Annotated in this window: 15 protein-coding genes; 7 read left to right on the plus strand and 8 right to left on the minus strand. The window is 34.2% G+C overall.

The window, feature by feature from the left end; translation table 11 throughout:
* Positions 1 to 73: 73 nt before the first annotated feature.
* From QE431_RS20900 to QE431_RS20910, 3 genes are read right to left on the minus strand one after another with little or no spacing between them, the layout of a single operon-like run.
* Complete coding sequence (locus QE431_RS20900; RefSeq protein WP_307299934.1) at positions 74 to 928, minus strand: hypothetical protein; 855 nt, start codon at positions 926 to 928, stop codon at positions 74 to 76.
* 17 nt (positions 929 to 945) lie between these two features.
* Positions 946 to 2,526 (minus strand): RagB/SusD family nutrient uptake outer membrane protein, encoded by a 1,581-nt coding sequence (locus QE431_RS20905; RefSeq protein ID WP_307299936.1) that lies wholly within the window; start codon positions 2,524 to 2,526, stop codon positions 946 to 948.
* Positions 2,527 to 2,538: 12 nt separating this feature from the next.
* Entirely contained in the window at positions 2,539 to 5,625 is a 3,087-nt protein-coding gene (locus tag QE431_RS20910; RefSeq protein WP_281866892.1) for a TonB-dependent receptor, read from the minus strand.
* A 577-nt stretch (positions 5,626 to 6,202) separates the two neighbouring features.
* On the opposite strand from QE431_RS20910, the gene QE431_RS20915 reads away from it, so the two are divergent.
* From QE431_RS20915 to QE431_RS20935, 5 genes are all read left to right on the plus strand, one after another.
* Entirely contained in the window at positions 6,203 to 6,919 is a 717-nt protein-coding gene (locus tag QE431_RS20915) for an NUDIX domain-containing protein (protein ID WP_057115270.1), read from the plus strand.
* Between the two features lie 53 nt (positions 6,920 to 6,972).
* Positions 6,973 to 7,674, plus strand: coding sequence for an NUDIX domain-containing protein (locus QE431_RS20920; protein WP_281866893.1), 702 nt, complete (start codon positions 6,973 to 6,975; stop codon positions 7,672 to 7,674).
* A 162-nt stretch (positions 7,675 to 7,836) separates the two neighbouring features.
* A complete protein-coding gene (gene lepA, locus QE431_RS20925) occupies positions 7,837 to 9,633 on the plus strand; it encodes a translation elongation factor 4 (RefSeq protein ID WP_057115272.1) in 1,797 nt (598 codons plus the stop codon).
* Positions 9,634 to 9,895: 262 nt separating this feature from the next.
* Positions 9,896 to 10,513: an outer membrane beta-barrel protein gene (locus QE431_RS20930; RefSeq protein WP_057115273.1), complete on the plus strand. Its 618-nt coding sequence runs from the start codon at positions 9,896 to 9,898 to the stop codon at positions 10,511 to 10,513.
* Between the two features lie 118 nt (positions 10,514 to 10,631).
* Positions 10,632 to 11,591, plus strand: a complete 960-nt coding sequence (locus tag QE431_RS20935) for a YafY family protein (RefSeq protein WP_307300587.1) — start codon at positions 10,632 to 10,634, stop codon at positions 11,589 to 11,591.
* 48 nt (positions 11,592 to 11,639) lie between these two features.
* Here QE431_RS20935 and QE431_RS20940 read toward each other — a convergent pair whose 3' ends face one another.
* On the minus strand, positions 11,640 to 12,119 hold the full coding sequence (locus QE431_RS20940) for a DinB family protein (RefSeq protein ID WP_057115274.1): 480 nt from the start codon (positions 12,117 to 12,119) through the stop codon (positions 11,640 to 11,642).
* Between the two features lie 279 nt (positions 12,120 to 12,398).
* Between QE431_RS20940 and QE431_RS20945 the strand changes: the two genes are divergently transcribed.
* Complete coding sequence (locus QE431_RS20945) at positions 12,399 to 16,451, plus strand: T9SS type B sorting domain-containing protein (RefSeq protein ID WP_307299943.1); 4,053 nt, start codon at positions 12,399 to 12,401, stop codon at positions 16,449 to 16,451.
* 89 nt (positions 16,452 to 16,540) lie between these two features.
* A complete protein-coding gene (gene thiL / locus QE431_RS20950) occupies positions 16,541 to 17,587 on the plus strand; it encodes a thiamine-phosphate kinase (protein WP_307299946.1) in 1,047 nt (348 codons plus the stop codon).
* A 90-nt stretch (positions 17,588 to 17,677) separates the two neighbouring features.
* Here the strand turns inward: thiL and QE431_RS20955 are convergent, their stop codons facing one another.
* From QE431_RS20955 to QE431_RS20970, 4 genes are all read right to left on the minus strand, one after another.
* The gene (locus tag QE431_RS20955; protein WP_057115277.1) at positions 17,678 to 18,376 is read right to left on the minus strand and encodes a response regulator; all 699 of its coding nucleotides are present in this window, start codon (positions 18,374 to 18,376) and stop codon (positions 17,678 to 17,680) included.
* A complete protein-coding gene (locus QE431_RS20960; RefSeq protein ID WP_307299949.1) occupies positions 18,366 to 20,423 on the minus strand; it encodes an ATP-binding protein in 2,058 nt (685 codons plus the stop codon). The genes QE431_RS20955 and QE431_RS20960 overlap by 11 nt, the downstream gene beginning before the upstream one ends.
* A 94-nt stretch (positions 20,424 to 20,517) precedes the next feature.
* Complete coding sequence (locus QE431_RS20965) at positions 20,518 to 20,769, minus strand: hypothetical protein (RefSeq protein ID WP_057115279.1); 252 nt, start codon at positions 20,767 to 20,769, stop codon at positions 20,518 to 20,520.
* A gap of 175 nt (positions 20,770 to 20,944) precedes the next feature.
* Positions 20,945 to 21,763 (minus strand): LytTR family DNA-binding domain-containing protein, encoded by an 819-nt coding sequence (locus QE431_RS20970; RefSeq protein ID WP_307299951.1) that lies wholly within the window; start codon positions 21,761 to 21,763, stop codon positions 20,945 to 20,947.
* Between the last annotated feature and the right edge of the window lie 246 nt (positions 21,764 to 22,009).

A 22,009-nucleotide genomic window follows, 5' to 3' on the forward strand; every position in this document is an offset into this window, starting at 1 on the left:
TTAAATAATTTAAGTCTCAGTCTTAAAGCACGTTAGAAACATGTTTAAAACTGAGACTTCAAAACTAACTAACTTATGATTTTGGTTTGTAATGGAATACAATTAAACAAACACCTTCGCCGGTTCTACTTTTATCTCTTATAACAGCCAGTCGTAAAGAGGTTGCAGTAAGCTCAACCACTTTTACATTGTACCAATTGTTGCAATCTAGATAGTAATCACCACCGTAAAGCATTTCTACTCCTCCATTAAAAATTATTCTATTGTTTGCAATATCAAATTTGTATGTGTTTTTCTTAGTAGTCTGATTGTTATTTGCAATAGCGGTTTGAGTAACAGTTGTATTGTAATTTCCATTTAAATCAAAATACATTTCACCCCAATTTTTATTTGGCATAACCCATGAATTGCTTGCATAATCTGGAAGCCAGCTCCAGTTATCTCCAGATGTTGAAGGATAATCTAAACCAGCCCATCCAACAGGATCAACAAAATCTAATACCCATGTTTTTCCTGCAACACCATTGGTCAGCATCTCCCATTTTGGATCGCTGAAATAAGTATCATCGTTTTCAGGAACATCAACTACAGTTGGAACCGCGTCTACTGAACCACCTCTTGTATAGGCTGTAAAATAAACATTGTATTTTCCTGCGAAAGGTAATGTTACACGATCATCGCTTTTGTTTGAATGCCCTAATTCATTTCCTGATGCATCTACAAATTTCCAATATGGAATTACAGTTGGATCTTCACTTTTAAGGATTAAAACATTTTTGTTTACTGCATCCTGAGTGATAGAATATTTAAGTGTTTCTGGTGTTACTGTGATTGCTGGCAAACTTTCGCGATCTTCAACAGGCTCACAAGAGAATAAAAACGAACTGATTGTTACAGCCGTTAATACTATATATAATATACGTTTCATAATCAATTTGTTTAAAGTTAATTCCAACCTGGATTTTGTTGAATAGTACCATTTGAAAGTACTATTTGTGATTGTGGTAAAGGAAACCATCCGAGAGTTTCTGGTCTAAATGTTACGGCAAACTGAGAATCTCCAGTATTGTTGTCAATAGCTGCTTTCATTGCAGGCATTCCTTGTCTCATTAAATCAAAATAACGTAATCCTTCCAATGCCAATTCTAAACGACGCTCTTGCATAATATTGGCTTGAGTTGCAGGAATTCTATGTGTTGTACTTTTAAAAGCACGATCACGAACTCTGTCTAGATCTGCTTGTGCCAAAGCTGCATTTGTTCCTAAATTCAATTCGGCAGCCATTAGTAAAACATCTGCAAAACGAATAATTGCATAATCCTGATAGTTATCAATTTGGAAATTTCCTCCATTTGCTTCTACAACTGCTGTTCCCGCTGCATTCGTAATTGGACAATATTTTTTCCAAGAATATCCAGTGTATTGACGCTGTTCTCTAGCTTGAGCATCAAAATTTAAATTCTCACCTGCATAATCAATAAATGAAGCTGCTTTTCTAGTATCTGTTGCTTCATAAGCTTCAACCAATTTTGGGTTTACTGTTGCTCCTCCCCATCCTGTTGCATATTTTCCAATTGAACCTCCACGCGGTGCAATGTTTACCTGAAAACGGTTTCCTTCGTGAAGATCCCAGTTTCCTTTCCCTGAACCGTTGAAACGAACAGCCCAAACCATTTCTGTATTATCTTCTCCAGCAAAATTTTCAAAAGAAGCTGCTAACCAAAGATTAGCAAAATCTGCTACTAAACCGTGTCCGCTATTATTTACAGCATCGTTAATGTAATTTACAGCCTGCGCTTTTGTAACTACACCTGCTAAATCTGTTTTGTTGTAAGCTCCTGTGTAAAACAAGAATGTTCTAGCTAAATAAGCTTCTGCAGCCCATTTTGTAATACGTCCGTAATTTGCATTTCCTGCTTGTGAGTAATTTTCTGGACCTAAGTTATCTGCAGCAAATTTTAAATCGTTTGCAATTAAAGCATAAGTAACTTCTGGTGCTTGTCTTGGTAATTCAAATTCACTTGTCGTTACCGTATGATCTAACGGAATAATATCTCCAAACATTTTTGCCGCTTGGAAATGAAAATGTGCTCTTAAGAAACGTGCTTCAGCTTCGTAACGCGTTTTCAAAGCTGTATCAGATCCCCAGTTTACTTTGTCTAGGTTTTCTAATAAAATGTTTGCTCTGTAAATTCCAAGATAAGAGTTTGTCCAAGTCAGGGCATTCATATCTTTATCTGTAGTATATTGAAAGCGGTCCCACTGCAAATCTACTGTTGGATCTGCAATACCAAATCCTCCAAAACAGTTGTCAGATGCCTGCTCACTTACGATCAATTGAGTACCGTAAGCTTCTCTTTGCAATACATCATAAACGGCTACCAAACCTTCAAAAGCATCAGAAGGAGTTTTATAAAAATTCTCCGTTACTTTATCTGTATATGGTTCGTTCTCCAAAAAATCTTCCGAACAAGCGCCTAAGGTTAGTAAGCTTGAAAGTGCAAATAATTTTATATATGTTTTCATCGTGTTCAAAATTTAAAAGTTAACATTTAGACCCATCATGTAGGTTCTTGGCTGCGGATAATATCCAACATCGATTCCTTTAGCCCAAGATTGATTTACGTTTCCGAAACCAATTTCTGGATCCATTCCTTTGTACTTCGTGAATGTGTAAATGTTATTTCCTGCAACGTACAATCTGAATTTAGAGAAGAATTTCAACTTGTCTGTTAACTTTGTCAAATCACATCCAATTGTAGCATTTTTAATTCTGAAGAAATCTGAATCCTGAATATACAAATCAGAGAATTTAGTATAGTTACCATTATCATCTGTTCCGTATGTTACTCTTGGAACTGTGTTTGAAGTTCCTTCGCTTGTCCATCTGTTTAAAACATCTGTAGTGTTGTTTGTGTAGGCACGAGTATAATCGTGAATTCCAAAAACGTTTTGTCCTCCAGCAGTACCATAAGTATTAATAGATAAATCAAAAGCTTTATATGATAATTCTAAATTAACACCGTAGTTAATATCTGGGTTTGGATCTCCGATTTGTGTTTTATCATTTGCATCAATTTTTCCGTCAGTGTTCAAATCTACAAAACGAACATCTCCAGGTTGTGCATTTGGCTGAACTCCCGCAGCAACTTCTGCAGCATTTTGGAAAATTCCAGCTGTTTTTAATCCGTAGAAATAACCCATTGGTTTACCCACCTCAACACGGTTCATTTCGTCTAAACCTTGGAATAAAACATTTGATTCTCCGTGAATAATTCCTTCGTTGTTTGCAATTCGTAATACTTCGTTTTGGTTGCGAGAAAGGTTTGCATTGATTCCAAAATTCCAATCTTTTCCAAAACGTGTACGATAAGCCAATCCAATTTCAAAACCTTTATTACTCACATCTCCACCATTAATATAAGGTGCGGTAGCTCCAGCATAAGCCGGGATAGAAGCAAGAACTAACCAGTCTTTCGTTTTCTTATCATAGTAATCGAAAGTTAAAGTAAAGTTGGTAAATAAAGTAGCATCAAAACCTAAATCCAACTGCTCAGAAGTTTCCCATTTTAAGTTTCTATTTGCTAACTGATCTGGGCTTGAACCTACTAATAAAGTCTCGTCACCTGTTCCAAAATGATACGTTTTATCTGTTGAGTTTACAACCGACATATAAGCAAATCTTCTTGCAAATTGATCGTTACCATTTTGCCCCCAGCTTGCTCTTAATTTGAAAGTATTTAATACTTTATTTTCTTTAAAGAAAGCTTCTTTGTCTAAATTCCAACCAGCAGAGAACGATGGGAAAATAGCATATTTGTTGTCTGGACCAAATTCTGAAGATCCGTCACGACGCACTGTAGCTGAGAATAAATATTTATTATCATAATCGTACAATAAACGTCCGAAGTACGATTGAATAGCGTAATCTCTACGGTTTCCTTTTACCACATTTGATGTTGGATCTTTTGCATTATCCAAATAAGCATGTTCAAAATCATCAAAAATTAAGTTTCTTCCTTGTCCTTCCATGTAATCTGCCGTGTTCTTTTTAGCAGAAGTACCCACTAACACATCAAAATTATGAGCAGAAGCAATGTTGAATTTGTATTGAAGTGTATTCTCAAAAATCCATCCCATTGATTTTGTTGAGCTTTGAGTAACACTAGAAACTGTATTATTATCATTTGAAGAAAGAGAATAAACAGGTCTGAAAGAACGGTAGTTACTATCTGTCATATCAACACCATAACTGGTTCTGAAAGTAAAGTTTTTGGCAAATTTCAATTCAGCAAAAATATTACCTACATAACGGTTTGTTTTTGTTTGATTGAAGTTGTTATAGTATAAAGATCCAACTGGATTACTAATATCTGCAGAGATAATTGAGCTGGCAAAATCTCCATTTGCATCATACGCTGCATCAATTGGAGCAGCATTTAAGAAGCTTCTAATTGCGTTGCTGTAAATTCCATCATCTGCAACACCGCTTGATTTAATGTTTGATAAAGTGAAGTTTTCACCAATTTTCAAATATCCTTTAATAACTTCTGAAGTAGAGTTTACTGTAAAAGTAACACGATCGTATTGAGACTGATTATTTGCTCCGCCAATCATACCTTCTTGTCCGTAGTACGATAAACCAGTTGCAATTGTAGATTTTTCGTCACCACCTGTAATCAAAAGGGAGTGGTTTTGTTTCATTGCACCTTCATTAAACAAATCTTTCTGCCAGTCATGATCAGGAAATGCAGCAATTTGCTCTTTCGTGTATAATGGAGCATATCCAGAATTTACACGAGCTTCGTTCATAATTGTTGTATATTCTTGTGTATTCATCAAATCCAGTTTTTTTGCAATCTGCTGAAAACCTGTGTAAGAACTGAAAGACACATTCATTTTACCATCTTTTCCTTTTTTAGTTGTAACCAAAATAACTCCGTTTGCTGCTCTTGCTCCGTAGATAGAAGCTGCAGAAGCATCTTTTAAAACGTCAACCCTTTCAATAACAGAAGGATCTAAGTATCCAATTCCGTTATCTACTACAACACCATCAACAACATAAAGCGGATCACTGTTTCCTGCTGTACCTGCACCACGAATATTTACCACCATATTCGCACCCGGCTGACCAGAAGAAGAAGTTACAGAAACTCCAGAAGCCTGACCTTGCAAAGCATTTACAACATCAAGACTCGCTACTTGCTGAATGTCTTTTCCAGATACCAAAGAAGTTGCAGCTGTATTCACTTTCTTCTTTTGAGTACCATAACCAATTACTACAATTTCTTTAAGTTCTGCAGTTTCTGGCTGCAGCACTAAATTGACAACTTTCTGAGCGCCAACAGTAATTTTTTGTGTTTTAAATCCCACGAAAGTGATCACTAAAACATCTCCTGTTTTAGCTTCTACTTTATATTTTCCATCAAAATCGGTAACAGTACTCGATTTTGTTCCCTGTACTTGTACAGTTGCTCCGGGAACTCCAAATCCGTCTTCGGCAGAAGTGATTGTTCCACTTACAGTTTTGGATTCTTGTGCAAATCCAAACTGCATCATAAATACGCTAAGCAGCACCGCCATAAAATATGGAAGCTTTGTTGTAATACAATTTTTGCTTTTCATAGTAAGAATTGATTAAGTTTAAGTTATAGTTAGTAATTTTTACCCTAAGAGAAATCTGGAAAACTTCCCAAGCAGGTCATGCCAAAAATGAGGGCCTGAATCTCATCTCCAACATTTAGTACTTGCAGACTATAGGCAGAGGTTTTTAAACATCAAAATCGATTAAAAATCAATTTCTAAAAAAACATTTGTGGTAAGTTTAAGTTAAGTTGTAGCTTTGCCTTTTTTACTTATAGTCAATTTGAATTTATCTTATGGTAAATTTGACTACAAGTGTAAAACAAATTTTCTATATTAACAAAATATTAGGGTTATTTTTTTTCTATTCTAATAAATACGATTTCATTTTTATCAATGCTGTAAAAAGAGAAATAAAATTGAAATAAAAAATATAGAAAAATCAACGTTTTATAAAATTGACAATCAGTCGTTTAAGAATTAGAGTATTTTAATACATTTTTTAGCACATTTTTAATTCACTGATTATCAAAATCTTGTTTCGTTAAAAAAAATATAAAGCTTTTAAGAAGGCTAATAATCATTTTATTTATTTAATTTGTCAAAATTTATCTCGAATATGGTTGAAAATGTAGATGACAGAACTGTTCCAAAAAACGAACAAAGTGCCATGAATGCGATCACGATTGACTGTGTCATCTTTGGTTTTGACAAAGGCAGTCTCGAGGTGCTTTTGGTACAGCATGGAGAAGGAATCAGTAAGGGAAAATGGGGTCTTCCTGGGGGATGGATTTATAAAAAAGAAAGCACAGATGATGCTGCACACCGTTTATTGAACGAACTTACTGGACTGGATAATATCTATTTGGAACAGCTGAAAGCATTTGGCGATCCAGATCGTTTTCCGCTAAGACGAGTAATTACGATTGGTTATTATGCTTTGGTCAAAAGAGAAGATTACAATATTAAAGCAGGTTTTACAGCTTCGGATGCTAAATGGTACAAAATAAACAGTATTCCAGATTTGATTTATGATCATAATGAGATTTTAGCGTATAGCTTGAAACACCTTCGAAATAAAGTTCGCCAGACTCCAATTGGATTTAATTTATTACCTGAAAAATTTACTTTATTACAGTTAATGCAACTCTATGAGGAAATTTTAGGAATCGAGATGGACAAACCGAATTTTAGGAGAAAAATTCTTCACATGAAACTTTTGGCAGCTTTAGACGAAAAACAACAAGACGTTTCACATCGAGCGGCTCAATTGTACAAGTTTGATCCAGAAATTTACACGAAATTAACGGAGAAAGGTTTCAATTTTGAATTCTGATTTTCAATTGAGATATAAAAATACTTTTTGCACTTCGAAACACAACAATAAAATTGACAGAAACAACTACTAATCATCACAAACCAGCCGTAGACGGAATCACAATTGACTGTGTTTTCTTCGGATTTAATAAAGAGAGTCTCGAAGTTCTCTTGGTGCAGCATGCCCAAGGTGAAAGTAAAGGAAAATGGGGACTTCTTGGCGGATGGCTTCAAATAGACGAAAGTGCAGATGATGCTGCCCAGCGTATTTTACAAGAACTTACGGGTCTCGAAAATATTTATTTGGAGCAGTTAAAAGCCTTTACAAATCCGAAACGTGTTTTAGAAAGACGTGTTGTTACCATTGGTTACTATACTTTAGTCAATCGAGAAGATTATAATATTAAAGCCAGTTTAAGAGTTATCGAAGCCAAATGGTATAAAATAAATGAAATTCCAGATTTGATTTTTGACCATAACGAAATTCTAGATTTTAGCTTACTGCAGCTGCGAAATCGCGTTCGTCAGGCTCCGATTGGTTTCAATTTACTTCCAGAAAAATTTACGTTATTGCAGTTGATGCATTTGTACGAAGAAATTTTAGGAATTGAATTGGATAAATCGAATTTCAGACGAAAAATTCTTCACATGAAACTGCTGACAGAACTCGACGAAAAACAAAAAGACGTTTCGCACAGAGCAGCTAAACTTTATAAATTTGATGCTGAAATGTACAAGAAATTAACAGAAAAAGGATTCAATTTTGAATTTTAGGCTTCTTTTTAATTCACAACTATCAACTATCGCAGATCAACATTCCAGAATCCAAAACTTTGCGCTATCTTTGCGCCTTAATAACATGCTTTAAAGCTATTGCTTTAGTGTTATTTATGACCCAAAAATACTTAAACTCGTTAAGAGAACTGATATATAAAAATGAAGAAGATACGTAACTTTTGCATTATTGCACACATTGACCACGGTAAAAGTACATTGGCGGACAGATTATTAAGCGCAACACAAACCGTTACAGCTCGTGAGGAAAAAGCACAATTGCTTGACAACATGGACCTGGAGCGTGAGCGTGGAATTACCATTAAGAGTCATGCCATTCAGATGGAATATACTTATAAAGGGGAAGAATACATCTTGAATTTAATTGATACTCCTGGTCACGTAGATTTTTCGTATGAAGTTTCGAGATCTATCGCAGCCTGCGAAGGAGCTTTATTAATTGTTGATGCTGCTCAAAGTATTCAGGCACAAACGATTTCAAATTTATATTTAGCACTTGAAAATGACTTGGAAATTATTCCGGTTTTAAACAAAGTCGATTTGCCAAGTGCCAATCCAGAAGAAGTTAGTGATGATATTATCGATTTATTAGGATGTAAATTAGAAGATATTATTCATGCTTCTGGAAAAACTGGTTTTGGAGTTGAGAACATTCTTGCTGCTATTATCGAAAAAATTCCTGCTCCTAAAGGAAATCCAGACGAACCTTTACAGGCTTTGATCTTTGACTCGGTTTACAATCCGTTTCGTGGTATTGAAGTAATCTTTAGAGTTGTAAATGGTGAAATCAGGAAAGGTCAGAAAATTAAATTCATGGCAACTGATAATGAATATTTTGCTGATGAAATTGGAACTTTAAAATTAAATCAAGTTCCTAAAAATGTAATTTCTACCGGCGACGTTGGTTATTTGATTTCTGGAATTAAAGAAGCAAAAGAAGTAAAGGTTGGTGACACGCTGACTGATGCCAAATTGCCTACAACTAATATGATTACTGGTTTTGAAGATGTAAAACCGATGGTATTTGCTGGAATTTATCCTGTTGATACAGAAGATTATGAAGATTTGCGTTCTTCTATGGAAAAATTGCAATTGAATGATGCTTCGCTTGTTTTTACGCCTGAAAGTTCTGCGGCTTTAGGATTTGGTTTCCGATGCGGATTCTTAGGAATGCTTCACATGGAAATTATCCAAGAGCGTTTAGAGCGTGAGTTTGATATGACTGTAATTACAACAGTTCCTAACGTTTCGTATTTGGCTTACACCAAAAAAGATCCAGAAACTCCTTTAATTGTAAACAACCCATCAGATTTACCAGAACCTTCAAAACTGGACAGAGTTGAAGAACCCTATATAAAAGCTACTATTATTACAAAAGCTGATTTCGTAGGAAACGTAATGAGTTTATGTATTGAAAAACGCGGTTTAATTACGAATCAAACTTACCTAACAACAGAGCGTGTTGAGTTAAACTTTGACATGCCTTTGGCTGAAATTGTATTCGATTTTTACGATCGTTTAAAAACAGTTTCTAAAGGGTATGCTTCTTTCGATTACTCTCCTATCGGGATGCGTACTTCGAAATTAGTTAAACTGGACGTTCTTTTAAATGCACAAACCGTTGATGCACTTTCTGCATTAATCCACGAAGACAACGCCTACAATATCGGTAAAAAAATGACCGAGAAACTACGTGAGTTAATCCCGAGACAACAATTTGATATTCCGATTCAAGCTGCAATTGGAGCGAAAATTATTGCTCGTGAAACGATTAAGGCACTTCGTAAAGACGTTACCGCAAAATGTTACGGTGGAGATATTTCGCGTAAGCGTAAATTGCTAGAAAAACAGAAAAAAGGTAAAAAACGTATGCGTCAAGTAGGAAACGTTGAGATTCCGCAAGAAGCATTTATGGCTGTTTTGAAACTGAACGACTAGTTTTTTAGAAAATAGAATAGAGAATATAGATTAACCCGATAACAAAAGTTATCGGGTTTTTTATTTTTTAAGAATTAATTCTCAGTAAACACTCAGATTGACACCTGAAAACTTAAATTTTAGGTCATAATTAAACAAGTAAATACTTATAAAATTATATCTTTTTTAACTCTATTGATTCATTATTGATGCATTCGATTTAGATTTTAAAAATTCTAGATTTTAAAATATAACTTTAATCCTACAACTTAAAATTATTATTATGAAAACTAAATTTTTTATTCTTTTATCGATGTTAACTTTCTCATTTGCTAATGCACAACAAGAAGAAGTTGATTCGGAAATGAACTCAGCAAAGGGAGTAACCTTTCAAAGCGGTGATATGTTCTTAGAAGGTTCTATCAAAATTAGCACAGGCGGTGATGCAGATTATTATGGTTTTAGTCCAAAATTTGGGTACTTATTAAATGATAAATTTGCTGTAGGAGCAAAATTAAACTATTCTAGCAACAAAGTAGAAACGACTCAAGTAGAAACTAATGTATTTGGGGTTGGAGCTTTTGCACGTTACTATTTCTTGGAATTGGATAAAAAACGTTTAAAAACTTATGCTGAAGCTGGTTTAGGATTTGGAAGAAACAAAACAGATATACCAAATGTTGGAAGCGATACTGACAACAGTTTAACTGCTGATATCACTGTGGGATTAAATTATTTTGTAACCAAAAATATTGCTGTAACTTTTGTATTAGCAAATATGCTGTCTTACAACAGTGTTTCTCCAGAAAATGGTCCTTCATCTGATACTTTCCAATTAAATATTAATTTATTTGAAAATATTTTTGACCAACCTCAATTTGGTCTTTTATATAGATTTTAATTCTTTCCTGCTATTTACTTATAAAAAAGCTGTCTCAATTTGGGACAGCTTTTTTATTTCTTTAAACCCTAAACCTTTGTAACTTTGAGCATCTAAACTTTTGAACTTAAAAGAAAAAATGCTCGACGAAACTCCAAAACGATTTGACCGAATTGTTGCGATTCTTATTCAATTACAGTCAAAAAAGATTGTAAAGGCACAAGAACTGGCAGACCGTTTTGACTGTAGTTTACGAACTATTTACAGGGATATTAGAACGCTTGAAGCTTCTGGGGTTCCTATTTATAGTGAAGCAGGAGTTGGCTATGCATTGATGGAAGGTTATAGACTTCCGCCCGTAATGTTTACGCGAGAAGAAATAAGCAGTTTTATTGCTGCCGAAAAACTAATGCAGAAATTTACAGATCCTTCTTTGGGAACACATCACGCATCGGCGATGTACAAACTCAAGTCGGTTTTAAGAAGTGCAGACAAAGACTGGCTGTCCAACATTGAATCAAGAGTAGTTATGCAGACTGCGGAGCCAATGTTTAATGACAATTCTCCGAATACACTAGCTGTTCTTTTTGAAGGAATTGCAGAGAAAAAACAAATTCTCTTAACCTACAAAACTTTTGATAAAGACGAAACAACACAGCGAAATCTAGAACCCGTTGGGGTTTTTCATGATAATAATAATTGGTATTTTCTAGGTTATTGCCATTTGCGAAAAGATTATCGCCAGTTTAGAACCGATCGCATTCAGGAAATCAAAAAAACCGAATTTGATTTTACTATTGAACACGATGCATTGGAAACTTATTTGACTAAAACGGAAACTTGTCCTAGGACAAAAGTGAGAATCTTAATTGAAAAAAAAATCGCAAGATATTTGACCCATGAAAGAAAATATCATGGCTTTGTTTCAGAAAAAGAAATAGGTGATAAAATCGAAATGCATTTTATGTGCCGTGATATCGAAAATGGTTTTCCAAGATGGTTTCTTATGTTTGGAGATTATGCAGAAATCCTGGAGCCCCAAATATTAAAGACTAAAGTTCTAGAACTTTTGGAAATCAACAAAAAAAGACTTTTATAAAAAAACTCCTGAAAGAATTATCATCAGGAGTTTTTTTAATTTGAATATTTATCTTTCCCAGAAAAATGGCGGTTCAATGTTTAAAGCTCTTAAATATACATAAGCTTGTCCACGGTGGTGCACTTCATTATCAATGAAATACAAAATATTCTGAATGACTGGAAATTCATACTGCCCAAACAAATTAAAAGTTTCGCTGAAATCTTCGACTGCTAATTGTTCCCAATATTTATTTATTTCTTCTGTCGCTTCGTCCCATTTTTGAAGATATTGTGCTTTAAAAATCAATTTTTCTGATCCTTCCGAAAATGCTTCGGTTTGTTTCGTTACAATTCCTTTAAGTCCTGGAACTGCTATAGCCAAAAGTTCATCCACTAATTTGGCAAAAGGGCGCATACCTCCAATTGAAAATTCAAAGAAATCTTTCTCAGGAAAAAGTTCAATTAATCGGCGTGTAAGAGCGCGGTGTCCTTGCCAGTGTTTCAATAAATCTTCTGATGTAATAACTTGTGCTTCTAGTGTTTTCATGGTTTTAAAGTTTAAATATTTTTAATACTTCAAAAGTAAAATGGGCTGGTGACAACAGTTTGTCAGCAGGAAAAATATTTTTAAAAATATTCTATTATTCATTCTTTAACCATACAATGAGATTCATCAATTGTTTATTTTTTTTGGAATTTAACAAAAATTAAAATTATCACACATTTTTGTTCAATCACTCACAAATAACCATAAAATACTGACAATCAAAAATTTATAAAGAAATAATTCCGTAACTTTAATAACCGAACAAATAGAATATGAATTATGAGATCTGCTCTACTTCTACTTTTATTATTGTATTCGACCCTATCTTCATCACAAGGAATCGTAGTCGACACTACAACTTTGGGCATACCTGAACTGGTACGAGCAGAATTAATGCAAAATGGCTGTTCAAACGAAAGTAATTTTAAATTCTCGTCACATCAAGGTATCGGTAAATTCACAAGCACAAATCCAAACTTTCCTATTTCAAGCGGAATCATTATAAGAAACGGAATCGCCAAATATACAGAAGGATCATACAGCGGTACTAATGAAAGCAGCCAGCTGAACAATGCTACTGATAGTGATCTACAGATTATCAGCGATAATAACGGACAAGTTGTACCTGTAACAGATGTCAGTTTTCTTCAATTTGATTTTACACCGCTGTCAAGTAATTTTAGTTTTGATTTTCTTTTTGCGTCCAATGAATATGGTGAATTTCAATGCGGATTCAGTGATGTATTTGCCTTCATACTGACTGATTTAACAACAGGAATTTCAACAAATCTTGCCGTTCTGCCGGGAACAAATACTCCAGTTTCAGTTAAAAATATTAGAGATCAGCAGTATAATTCGTCGTGTTTATCTGCCAATGCTAATTTATTTGATCGTTATAATGTCACAAATCCTTCGCAGTCGTCCATCAATATGAGAGGCGAGACGAAAGTTCTAACGGCTTCTTCAACGGTGATTCCAAACAGAACTTATCGCATAAAACTTGCTATTGGCGATTACAACGACAGTAATTATGATTCGGCAGTTTTTATAAAAGGCGGCAGTTTTATGACAACAATGGATTTAGGCCCCGACAGAACACTTTGTCAAGGTGAAAAAATTACAATCAAATCCGATCTTGCAGAAAATTTTGCTTATACATGGACATTAAATGGAACGGTAATTCCTAATGAAACCACGAATTCTTTGACAGTCAATAAAGCAGGCACGTATGGAGTTACGGCAACACTTTCTGGTTGTGTGGTTAAAGACGAAGTTGTAGTTAACGAGTTAATTATTAAAACTCCCCAAAACTTAACGGCCTGTTACAGTGCAACTGGTTCTTATCAATATGATTTAACCCAGAATAATCTAACTTCATTAGGTATTGATCCGGCTAAACACACTATTTATTATTTTGATTCCTTAGCTTCTGCCAATGCGAACGGACCAATGATACCAGAAAATCAATTAAAATCTTTTATAAGTTCTGGTAACCAAACCATATACATAAAAGTGGTGCCTGTTTATGACAAAACCCTTTTTTGTGAAAATATAATTTCATTTAATTTATTGACAACCGCTCCAATCAATGTTGTAAAACCACCCGACTTAAAGGTCTGCGATAATATTTCTAAAAATATAACTGTTGATTTAACTACTCAGGAACCAATCATTCTAAACGGCTTAAATGCTTCCGAATACAGAATAAGGTATTATAACAGCGAAATAGACGCTAACAATGCCAGAAATAACATTGCTGAACCTAAAACATTTACTACGTCTACGCAATCTTCGACAACTATCTGGGTACGGATTGAGAATATTGCGAGCTCGGTTTGTTACACAACAGTTAATTTCAATATCGTTATTAACCCGCTGCCGCCAGTAGATACCATTCCAAATGTTATCGCCTGTAACAGCTATACTTTACCTCCAATTTCAAACGGTACATATAATACAGCTCCAAATGGAACGGGAACTAAATTAAATGCTGGAGATGTTATTACGAAAGGAGGCCGTTACTATATTTATCAAGGTCCCACGACAAATAACTGTACTAATGAGACCAGCTTTAATGTAACCCTAATCTATGAAATTGGTTTTAAAAAAGAAGCATGCGGTCAATATGTTGTTCCACAGTTACCTGCGGGTGGTTTTTTCACTCAGCCAGGAGGACAAGGAAATGCTATTCCCGAAGGCACTGTATTTACAAGCAGTCAGACTATTTATTATTATGCGGTAATTAATGGAGCGGTGTGTCGCGACATAGCGGTACCTTTTACAGTCTATCCTTTACCCGCAATAGATAAACCTGCCAATGTAGTAACTTGCGATTCATATACATTGCCTGTTTTGTCAAACGGAAATTACTTTACATTATCAGGAGGTTTAGGAAGAGCCCTAAAGGCGGGTGACCAAATCACTTCGAGTCAGACAGTATTTGTTTTTGCAAATGACGGGAGATGTACCGATGAACATTCTTTTAAAATCGATATTGTCAATTCTCCAATTTTTGTTCCGATTTCACGATGCGGAAGTTTTACGCTGCCTCCAGTTGCCATTGGCGGTTATTTCGAAAGCCCTGGGGGCCAAGGAAAAAACATTCCGGCTGGAACTTTTATTACCACTTCGCAAACCGTATATTATTATGCTGCAACTACAACTTCGCCCAACTGTACAGAAAATCTCAAATATGTTATTACTATAAAACCGCTCCCATTGGTAGACACTCCTGCCAACAGACTCGAATGTGCAAGATATGTTTTGCCTCCATTGACAAATGGTAACTATTTTACAAAAACTAACGGTGGAGGAACACGACTAAAGGCAGGTGACATCATTACCTCAACACAAACTATATATGTTTTTTCGGTAGGGCCTGAATGTACAAATGAGCATAGTTTTACTATCGAAATCAGACCTCTTCCTCTTGTTGACAGTTTTACTGATGTAGTTACCTGCACCGATTTTAAACTTCCGAAATTAAAAAATGGAAAATATTATACAGCCACGGGAGGACCAAATGGTTCGGGAATGCAACTTGCAGAGGGAACAGTTATCAACACCACACAGACCATCTATATTTATAATGAATGGGGCAATTTTACTTCCTGCAGCAATGAAACGTTTTTTAAAGTTAATTACAACGGAATTGATGTTGGCAGTTTCAACAATATAAATGTCTGCGACAGTTATACTCTGCCTCCGCTAAAATTGGGTAATTATTATGCACAGCCAGGAGGAAAAGGCGCTGTTATTCCGGCTGGAACTATTTTAACAACCTCGCAGACTGTTTATGTTTATGCTGTTAGCGGTACACGTCTGACCTGCGTTAGTGAGAAAAATTTTTCAGTTACGATTTCCCAAACTCCTGTATTGGCCAATACTCCTGATGTGGCTATTTGCGAAAGCTATACTTTGCCTCCTTTAACTTTGGGAAATTATTACAGTGAACCCAACGCGGCGGGAACTCAATATGCAGCTGGGCAGAAAATAAGTATGAGTCAAAAAATGTATATCTACGCAGCCTCAGCCACAAATTCCAGCTGTTTTGCTCAGGATGATTTTTACATTACTATTTATCCGTTAAAAAATTTCTCTTTACAAAATGCAGTCATTTGCGTTGATTATCAAACGGGAACATTACAGCATTCGGCACAATTGAATTCAGGAATCACTTCAACCGATTATACTGTAGAGTGGTATTTTAACGGAAATAAAGTAGGCACAGGACCAACTTATACCGCTATTCAGGACGGAACGTATACCGTTGTACCCGTTAAAAACATACCAAATGTTGGTAACGACTGCGGTTATAATCCAGCTACTGTAATTGTCGAAAAATCCAGTCCGGCAATTGCAACCGTAACCGTGTCGGATGAATTTGAAGATAATATTGATATCATTGTAAACCTCACTAACGGTTTCGGAACTTATGAATATCAGCTGGACGATGGTGATTTTCAAACCAGTAATATATTTCAGAATGTTGACTCCGGAGAGCACGCTATTACAATAAGAGACATAAAAGCCAATTGTGACAACCTTATTTTATTTGCCAAAGTGCTTAAATATCCTAAATTTTTTACCCCAAACAACGATGGGTACAATGACACTTGGAATATTCCAGATCTAGCTTATCAGCCAGAGGCGGTCATCACGATTTACGACCGTTATGGCAAATTACTAAAAATGATTAAACCTTCTGGTGCTGGCTGGGATGGTAATTTTGACGGCAGTGCACTTCCTTCTTCTGATTATTGGTTTCGGGTTACTTATACACAAAATGGTATGATTCAAGAATTCAAAGCTCATTTTAGCATGAAACGATAATTACTGGAAAGAGAAAAAAACTTCGTTTATAGTTATTAAGCCCTCAACTTTGTACCTTTGCAACTTAAAAACCTTTGTACCTTAAAAAAATGATTGAAGATAAAAATCAACAAAGAACTAGTATAGCTCAATTGGGCGAATTTGGCTTAATTGAACATTTAACCAAAAATTTTGATGTTACTCAGGAATCAACATTAAAGAGTATAGGCGATGATGCAGCTGTTCTTGATTTTAAAGACAAAAAAGTTGTAGTTTCGACCGATTTATTGATAGAAGGCGTTCACTTTGATTTGGCTTACATGCCTTTAAAACATTTAGGTTACAAATCTGTTGTGGTAAATGTTTCAGACATTTGCGCCATGAATGCAAAACCGACCCAAATTACTGTTTCTGTGGCGGTTTCAAATCGTTTTCCACTTGAAGCTCTTGAAGAGTTGTTTGCTGGAATTACACATGCTGCAAAAGAATATAAAGTGGATGTTATTGGAGGTGATACAACCTCATCTCAAAAAGGTTTAATTATCAGTATCACTGCAATTGGCGAAGCTGATGAAAACGAATTGGTTTACAGAAATGGAGCTAAACAAACTGATTTACTGGTTGTGACGGGAGATCTTGGTGCCGCTTATATGGGACTGCAGGTTTTGGAACGTGAAAAACAGGTTTTCCAGGTTAATCCAAACAATCAGCCAGATTTAGATCCTTACACTTATTTAGTAGAACGTCAGTTAAAACCAGAAGCCCGAAAGGATGTTCGAACACTGCTTCATGCTTTAGATATTAAACCAACTTCTATGATCGATATTTCGGATGGGCTTTCGTCTGAGATTATTCATATTTGTAAACAATCAAAAGTAGGATGTAATTTATATGAAGATAAACTGCCATTGGATCCTCAGTTTATTTCTACCTGCGAAGAGTTTAATATCGATAGCACAACTGTTGCCATAAATGGCGGTGAAGATTATGAACTTTTATTTACAATTGATATTAATGACTTTGACAAAATAAAAGGAAACCCAAATTTCTCTGTTATCGGACATATGACGGAGGAAAATGAAGGAATACATCTTGTAACTCGTGCCAATACCAAAATCCCTTTAAAAGCGCGCGGATGGGATGCTTTGACCGAATAAATTTTTAAAAAATTCAAATAAAAAATTCCAAATTCCACTACCGATCAACATAATGGAATTTGGAATTTTTATTTTTCGAATTTCATTTTTTTAGAAAAGCCCTTTGCTTCTAGCTTCTTTAATCAAATCTTCATCAGATCCGCTTCTAATTTTGAGCAGTTCTTTCAGATGTTTTTTTCTTTTTTCAATTGCATTTAAAGAGATTGGAATGTTTTGAAGCATCTCATTAATACTCGCTCCTTTTGATAAATGAACTAATATCTGTTTATCATACTGATCAATTTCGATAGCATTATGAGTCGACTGATTCAGCATTTTAACGACCGATTGACTGTAATATTTTTCGCTCTTCATTACTTTATCAAATGCCAAAAGCAATTCTTCAAAAGTAAGGTCGTTTTTAATTATTAGACCATTGGGCTGAATTGTTCTAATAATTGTTTTAATTTTTAGAAGTTCAGTATACATCGTAAGCAGAACAATCTTGCAAGAAGGCATTTTGTTTAAAATCAGTTTCGCCAGATCCTCGCCCGAAAAAATTTCTTTTTCTTCATAAGCTGGCATGCTGATATCTAAAAAAGCAATATCAAATGCAGGCGTGTCATTACTTTCAATTATATCATAAGCTGATCGACAATCATGTGCTTGTGAAATTAAAAATTCATATTGTTTTGGTTTGTAACGCGTTATTGCATTTTTGTATCCTTCAATAATAAATGGATGATCATCTACTATTAGAATATTTTTTTGAACCAATTCCGGAACTGGAGCTGTTAAATCAAATGTCATTATATTGCAGGTTATTATTTGGATCTATTGGGATTTTTACAATAAGGACGGTTCCTTCCGATTTGGCAGATTTTATGGTAACTGTCCCCTTACATTCTGTTGCTCTATATTCTATATTATGCAAACCAATTCCATTTTTGGTTTTTTTAGTATTAAATCCGACTCCATCATCTGCGATAGTTAAAATCAAATTATCATTTTCAATTTCAAACTCCACTTTAATAATATCTGCCTTTGCATATTTATTACAATTTTGAAGTCCTTCTTGAATAATTCGGTATAAATTGATTTTGACAATATTGCTTATTAATTCCCATTTGATATTAGGATCAAAAGAAGTTATCAATTTTGAGCTATACGTATTTCTCTGATCTTCAAATAGTTTATTTAGGATAGCAACAAAATTATTAATTAATTCTGATTTTTCCCTATTCAAATCATGAGAAATTTCTCGAATATCCTGTTCAATATTTTTAAGTTCTGCTAAATACTTTTTTCTTTTAGACGCCGCTTCAACTTCATCAACCTTATCCAAACTGTCCAAACTAATTCTAATTCCAAACATACGGCCTAATACCCCATCATGTAATTCCTGCGCAACTTTTTTCTTTTCCTTAATTCTAGTCAGCTCAATTTCATTTTGCTGTGAGATCATCATATTATAAATGTCTTCATTCGCAATCTGCTGTTGCTGTTTAAAAATTAATTCACGGTTTTTAGCCTGCTGTGTTTTATAAACGTAAAAAAACAATCCGAGCAATGTACAAATACTAAAGACATAAACCAAGGTTTTATTTTTTTCTTGAAGATTGGAGTTTTGGTCTTTTATCTCGTTGGTTTCGTATTCGATACGAGAGAATTTTTCTCCCATCTTACGCTCTGCTTTCAACATCTGATCGTTAAGTCGAATGTACTCTTTAGAATAAATGGATGCATTTTTAGGATCAACGACTGCAGTTTGTTTAAGAGCCTCTAGTGTATTGACAAACTTGGTAGTTGTGCGGGAAAGTATCAAAGCCTGTTTGGATAATTCTAATGCTTTAGCAGTGTCTTTATGGAAAGCAAAATATTCAGACAAATGAATTTTACAGGACACGACACCAGAAACTAAATCAAGACTATCTCTAATTTTAAGTGATTCATAAAACAGGTTTGGCAATTGTTCCGAATCATTCAATTTGAATTTAGTATACCCTAGATTATCAAGCAAAATTGCATATAAACTAGCTCTGTCTTCAAAAAGATTTTTCTGTTTCAATGCATCTTCGAAGAAGCTTTTAGCCTGTTTATAATTGCCCATATTCATATATATGAAACCAATGTTATTTAATGAGGCCGCTTTATATTGAAGTTCTGCTGGTATAGTTTTATCTTGCAAAATCTCTAATGCGCTATTCTGAAACTCTAAAGCCTTTTTATATTCTTCCCTTTCATTGTATAATACTCCCAATAAATTGTAACTCTCATATAAAAGCTCATTTACATTCTTCTGCTTTTTCAAAATACTTAAAGTCTTAAAAACGGCTATTTCGCTTTCAAAAAAATCACCTTCATTGTATTGTAAATTAGCTTTATTTAAAAATGTTTTCGCCAAATTTAATTGATCGTTTATTTTTAAATAAGTTTTCTCCGCTTTATAATAATTCATAAAAGCACTATCAGAAATAGATTGAGATAAATAATAATCTCCTAAGTACGTATAGGCCTTAGCCATATTTACTGAATCTTTTGATTTTTCTGAGCGTTCAAGAATTAACTTTGTAGTATTGAAATACGCTTTCCAATCACTCATATTATAATAACGATTGGCAACCTTGAAGAGATTTACTTTATTAAGTGAGTCATCTTTCTGACTTAAAATTATATTTAGTGCCTTAAGATTATAATTTTGTTTGAATTTAAGAGGAATATTATTCTCGTTTGCCAGAGAAAGATAGACAGGAAGACTATCTATTGAAGAAATTGCATCATCATTTGAACCTGTTTTATTGGTACATCCCAACAAAACTAAGAGTATTATCAATGTTATTTTACTTATTTCTTTCAATTGTATTTTTGAGTTTTACCAAAAATACTAAAACTTTAGACACAAAAAAAAGCTGCCAATCCTGGCAGCTTTAAATATTTATTTTGAATGTAGCTTAATCTACTTTTTTATCATTTCCAACAGATTGATTTACACTAGCAAAATTTAAATTTCTAGTTTTAGATGATTCAGTATTCAAAGCAAAACGATCTGGTTTTTTAAGTACTCCACCTGCTGCACCACCATCAATAGGCAAATTAATAATAGTATCTTTAACTGCTAAATAAGTTTGAGTTTCTGGTTTAGCAAAAGAAGCAATTGCCATTACTAAAGAGAATAATCCGATTGTCAACGCTGTTTTTTTCATGACCTGAGGTTTTTTAATGTTTGTCTAATTTTTGGAGAATGAATCACAATTGCTGTGAATCAGAGTGTAAAACTAACACCAGAATCGAAAAAAATTTATATAAAAAATTGAGTTTGTGGTAGATCATACCCAATTGATAGTCAACGGATAGCAAATCTGTGTAAACATCTGGTTTTTAGATTTCTAAGTAATTTCCTGCAGCAAAATCAGCAATTATCAAGTCGACATTTGCTTTGTATGTTTTAGAAAAAGGAATCTTTTTGGAGGAGTTTTTTATGTAACAGATTGAGTTTCCGCTATGAATTCTCGAAATATAATTTCTATTAATTACATAACTATTATGAATACGAATAAAAGGATACGTTAAAACACTTTCAAAATGCTTTAACGTTTTAAATGCTGTAATCATTTCGCCAGTATTCAAATAAATATCGGTCGAATTATTATCAGCCTGAAAGTAACAGATGTCAGCTGCGTTTAAATATCGATAATCTCCATAAGATTTAATACAAATCGTTAATGGCTTTTCAACGTTTTGAGGAATCGTTACATTATTTACATTGTCAATTACAATAGAAGTTGGTTCTTCTATAAAAGGCGGAGTTTTTGACTCTAAATTTGCTTTTTTAAGCTTCAAAACTGTCTTTAGGAGGTCTAGGTGGGCAACAGGTTTTAAAAGATAATCAAATACATTATATTGAATGGCTTCAAAAGCCTTGTCTTTTTGATTAGTGGTAACGATAATTTTGGGAATTTCTTGAAAAAATCGATGCAGCTCGCTGATAAAAGCAAGAGATAATTGGCTTGATAAATCTTTAGGTTCAATTTCTAGGAAAACCAAAGCAGGTTTATGTTCTAAAATCAAATTTAAACCATCTTGAAAATTTGACGCCGATGCGGTAAAAGATAATTCTGAAAAACCTGCAGCGGTTGTTTTGGTTTTCAAAACACTTTCAGCATCATCGTCAATTATGATATACGAATACTTCTTCAATTTTTGGTTTTGTTGATTTTCTTACTTCGCAGTCATACTCAAAAAAATTCAATTTGATGTAATGAAGAAAAGTTTGGTTTTGGCATTTATCCGCATTTAAAATTACGGATTTAAATATTTTAATCATTTCATTGTTAACACATTACGCCAAAATGTTGATACATAAAGTTGAAATGCAAAAAAGATCGATAAAATACCTGTTTTTTAAAATCAAAAATCCCAAATTCTCCCGAGGTTTCGGGACGG

Source organism: Flavobacterium sp. SORGH_AS_0622 (assembly GCF_030818825.1).
Classification (GTDB): domain Bacteria; phylum Bacteroidota; class Bacteroidia; order Flavobacteriales; family Flavobacteriaceae; genus Flavobacterium.

Coding starts and splice junctions, on each gene's coding strand:
- QE431_RS20900 (WP_307299934.1), bottom strand. CDS start 928: ATGAAACGTATATTATATATAGTATTAACGGCTGTAACAATCAGTTCG.
- QE431_RS20905 (WP_307299936.1), bottom strand. CDS start 2,526: ATGAAAACATATATAAAATTATTTGCACTTTCAAGCTTACTAACCTTA.
- QE431_RS20910 (WP_281866892.1), bottom strand. CDS start 5,625: ATGAAAAGCAAAAATTGTATTACAACAAAGCTTCCATATTTTATGGCG.
- QE431_RS20915 (WP_057115270.1), top strand. CDS start 6,203: ATGGTTGAAAATGTAGATGACAGAACTGTTCCAAAAAACGAACAAAGT.
- lepA (WP_057115272.1), top strand. CDS start 7,837: ATGAAGAAGATACGTAACTTTTGCATTATTGCACACATTGACCACGGT.
- QE431_RS20930 (WP_057115273.1), top strand. CDS start 9,896: ATGAAAACTAAATTTTTTATTCTTTTATCGATGTTAACTTTCTCATTT.
- QE431_RS20935 (WP_307300587.1), top strand. CDS start 10,632: ATGCTCGACGAAACTCCAAAACGATTTGACCGAATTGTTGCGATTCTT.
- QE431_RS20940 (WP_057115274.1), bottom strand. CDS start 12,119: ATGAAAACACTAGAAGCACAAGTTATTACATCAGAAGATTTATTGAAA.
- QE431_RS20945 (WP_307299943.1), top strand. CDS start 12,399: ATGAGATCTGCTCTACTTCTACTTTTATTATTGTATTCGACCCTATCT.
- thiL (WP_307299946.1), top strand. CDS start 16,541: ATGATTGAAGATAAAAATCAACAAAGAACTAGTATAGCTCAATTGGGC.
- QE431_RS20955 (WP_057115277.1), bottom strand. CDS start 18,376: ATGACATTTGATTTAACAGCTCCAGTTCCGGAATTGGTTCAAAAAAAT.
- QE431_RS20965 (WP_057115279.1), bottom strand. CDS start 20,769: ATGAAAAAAACAGCGTTGACAATCGGATTATTCTCTTTAGTAATGGCA.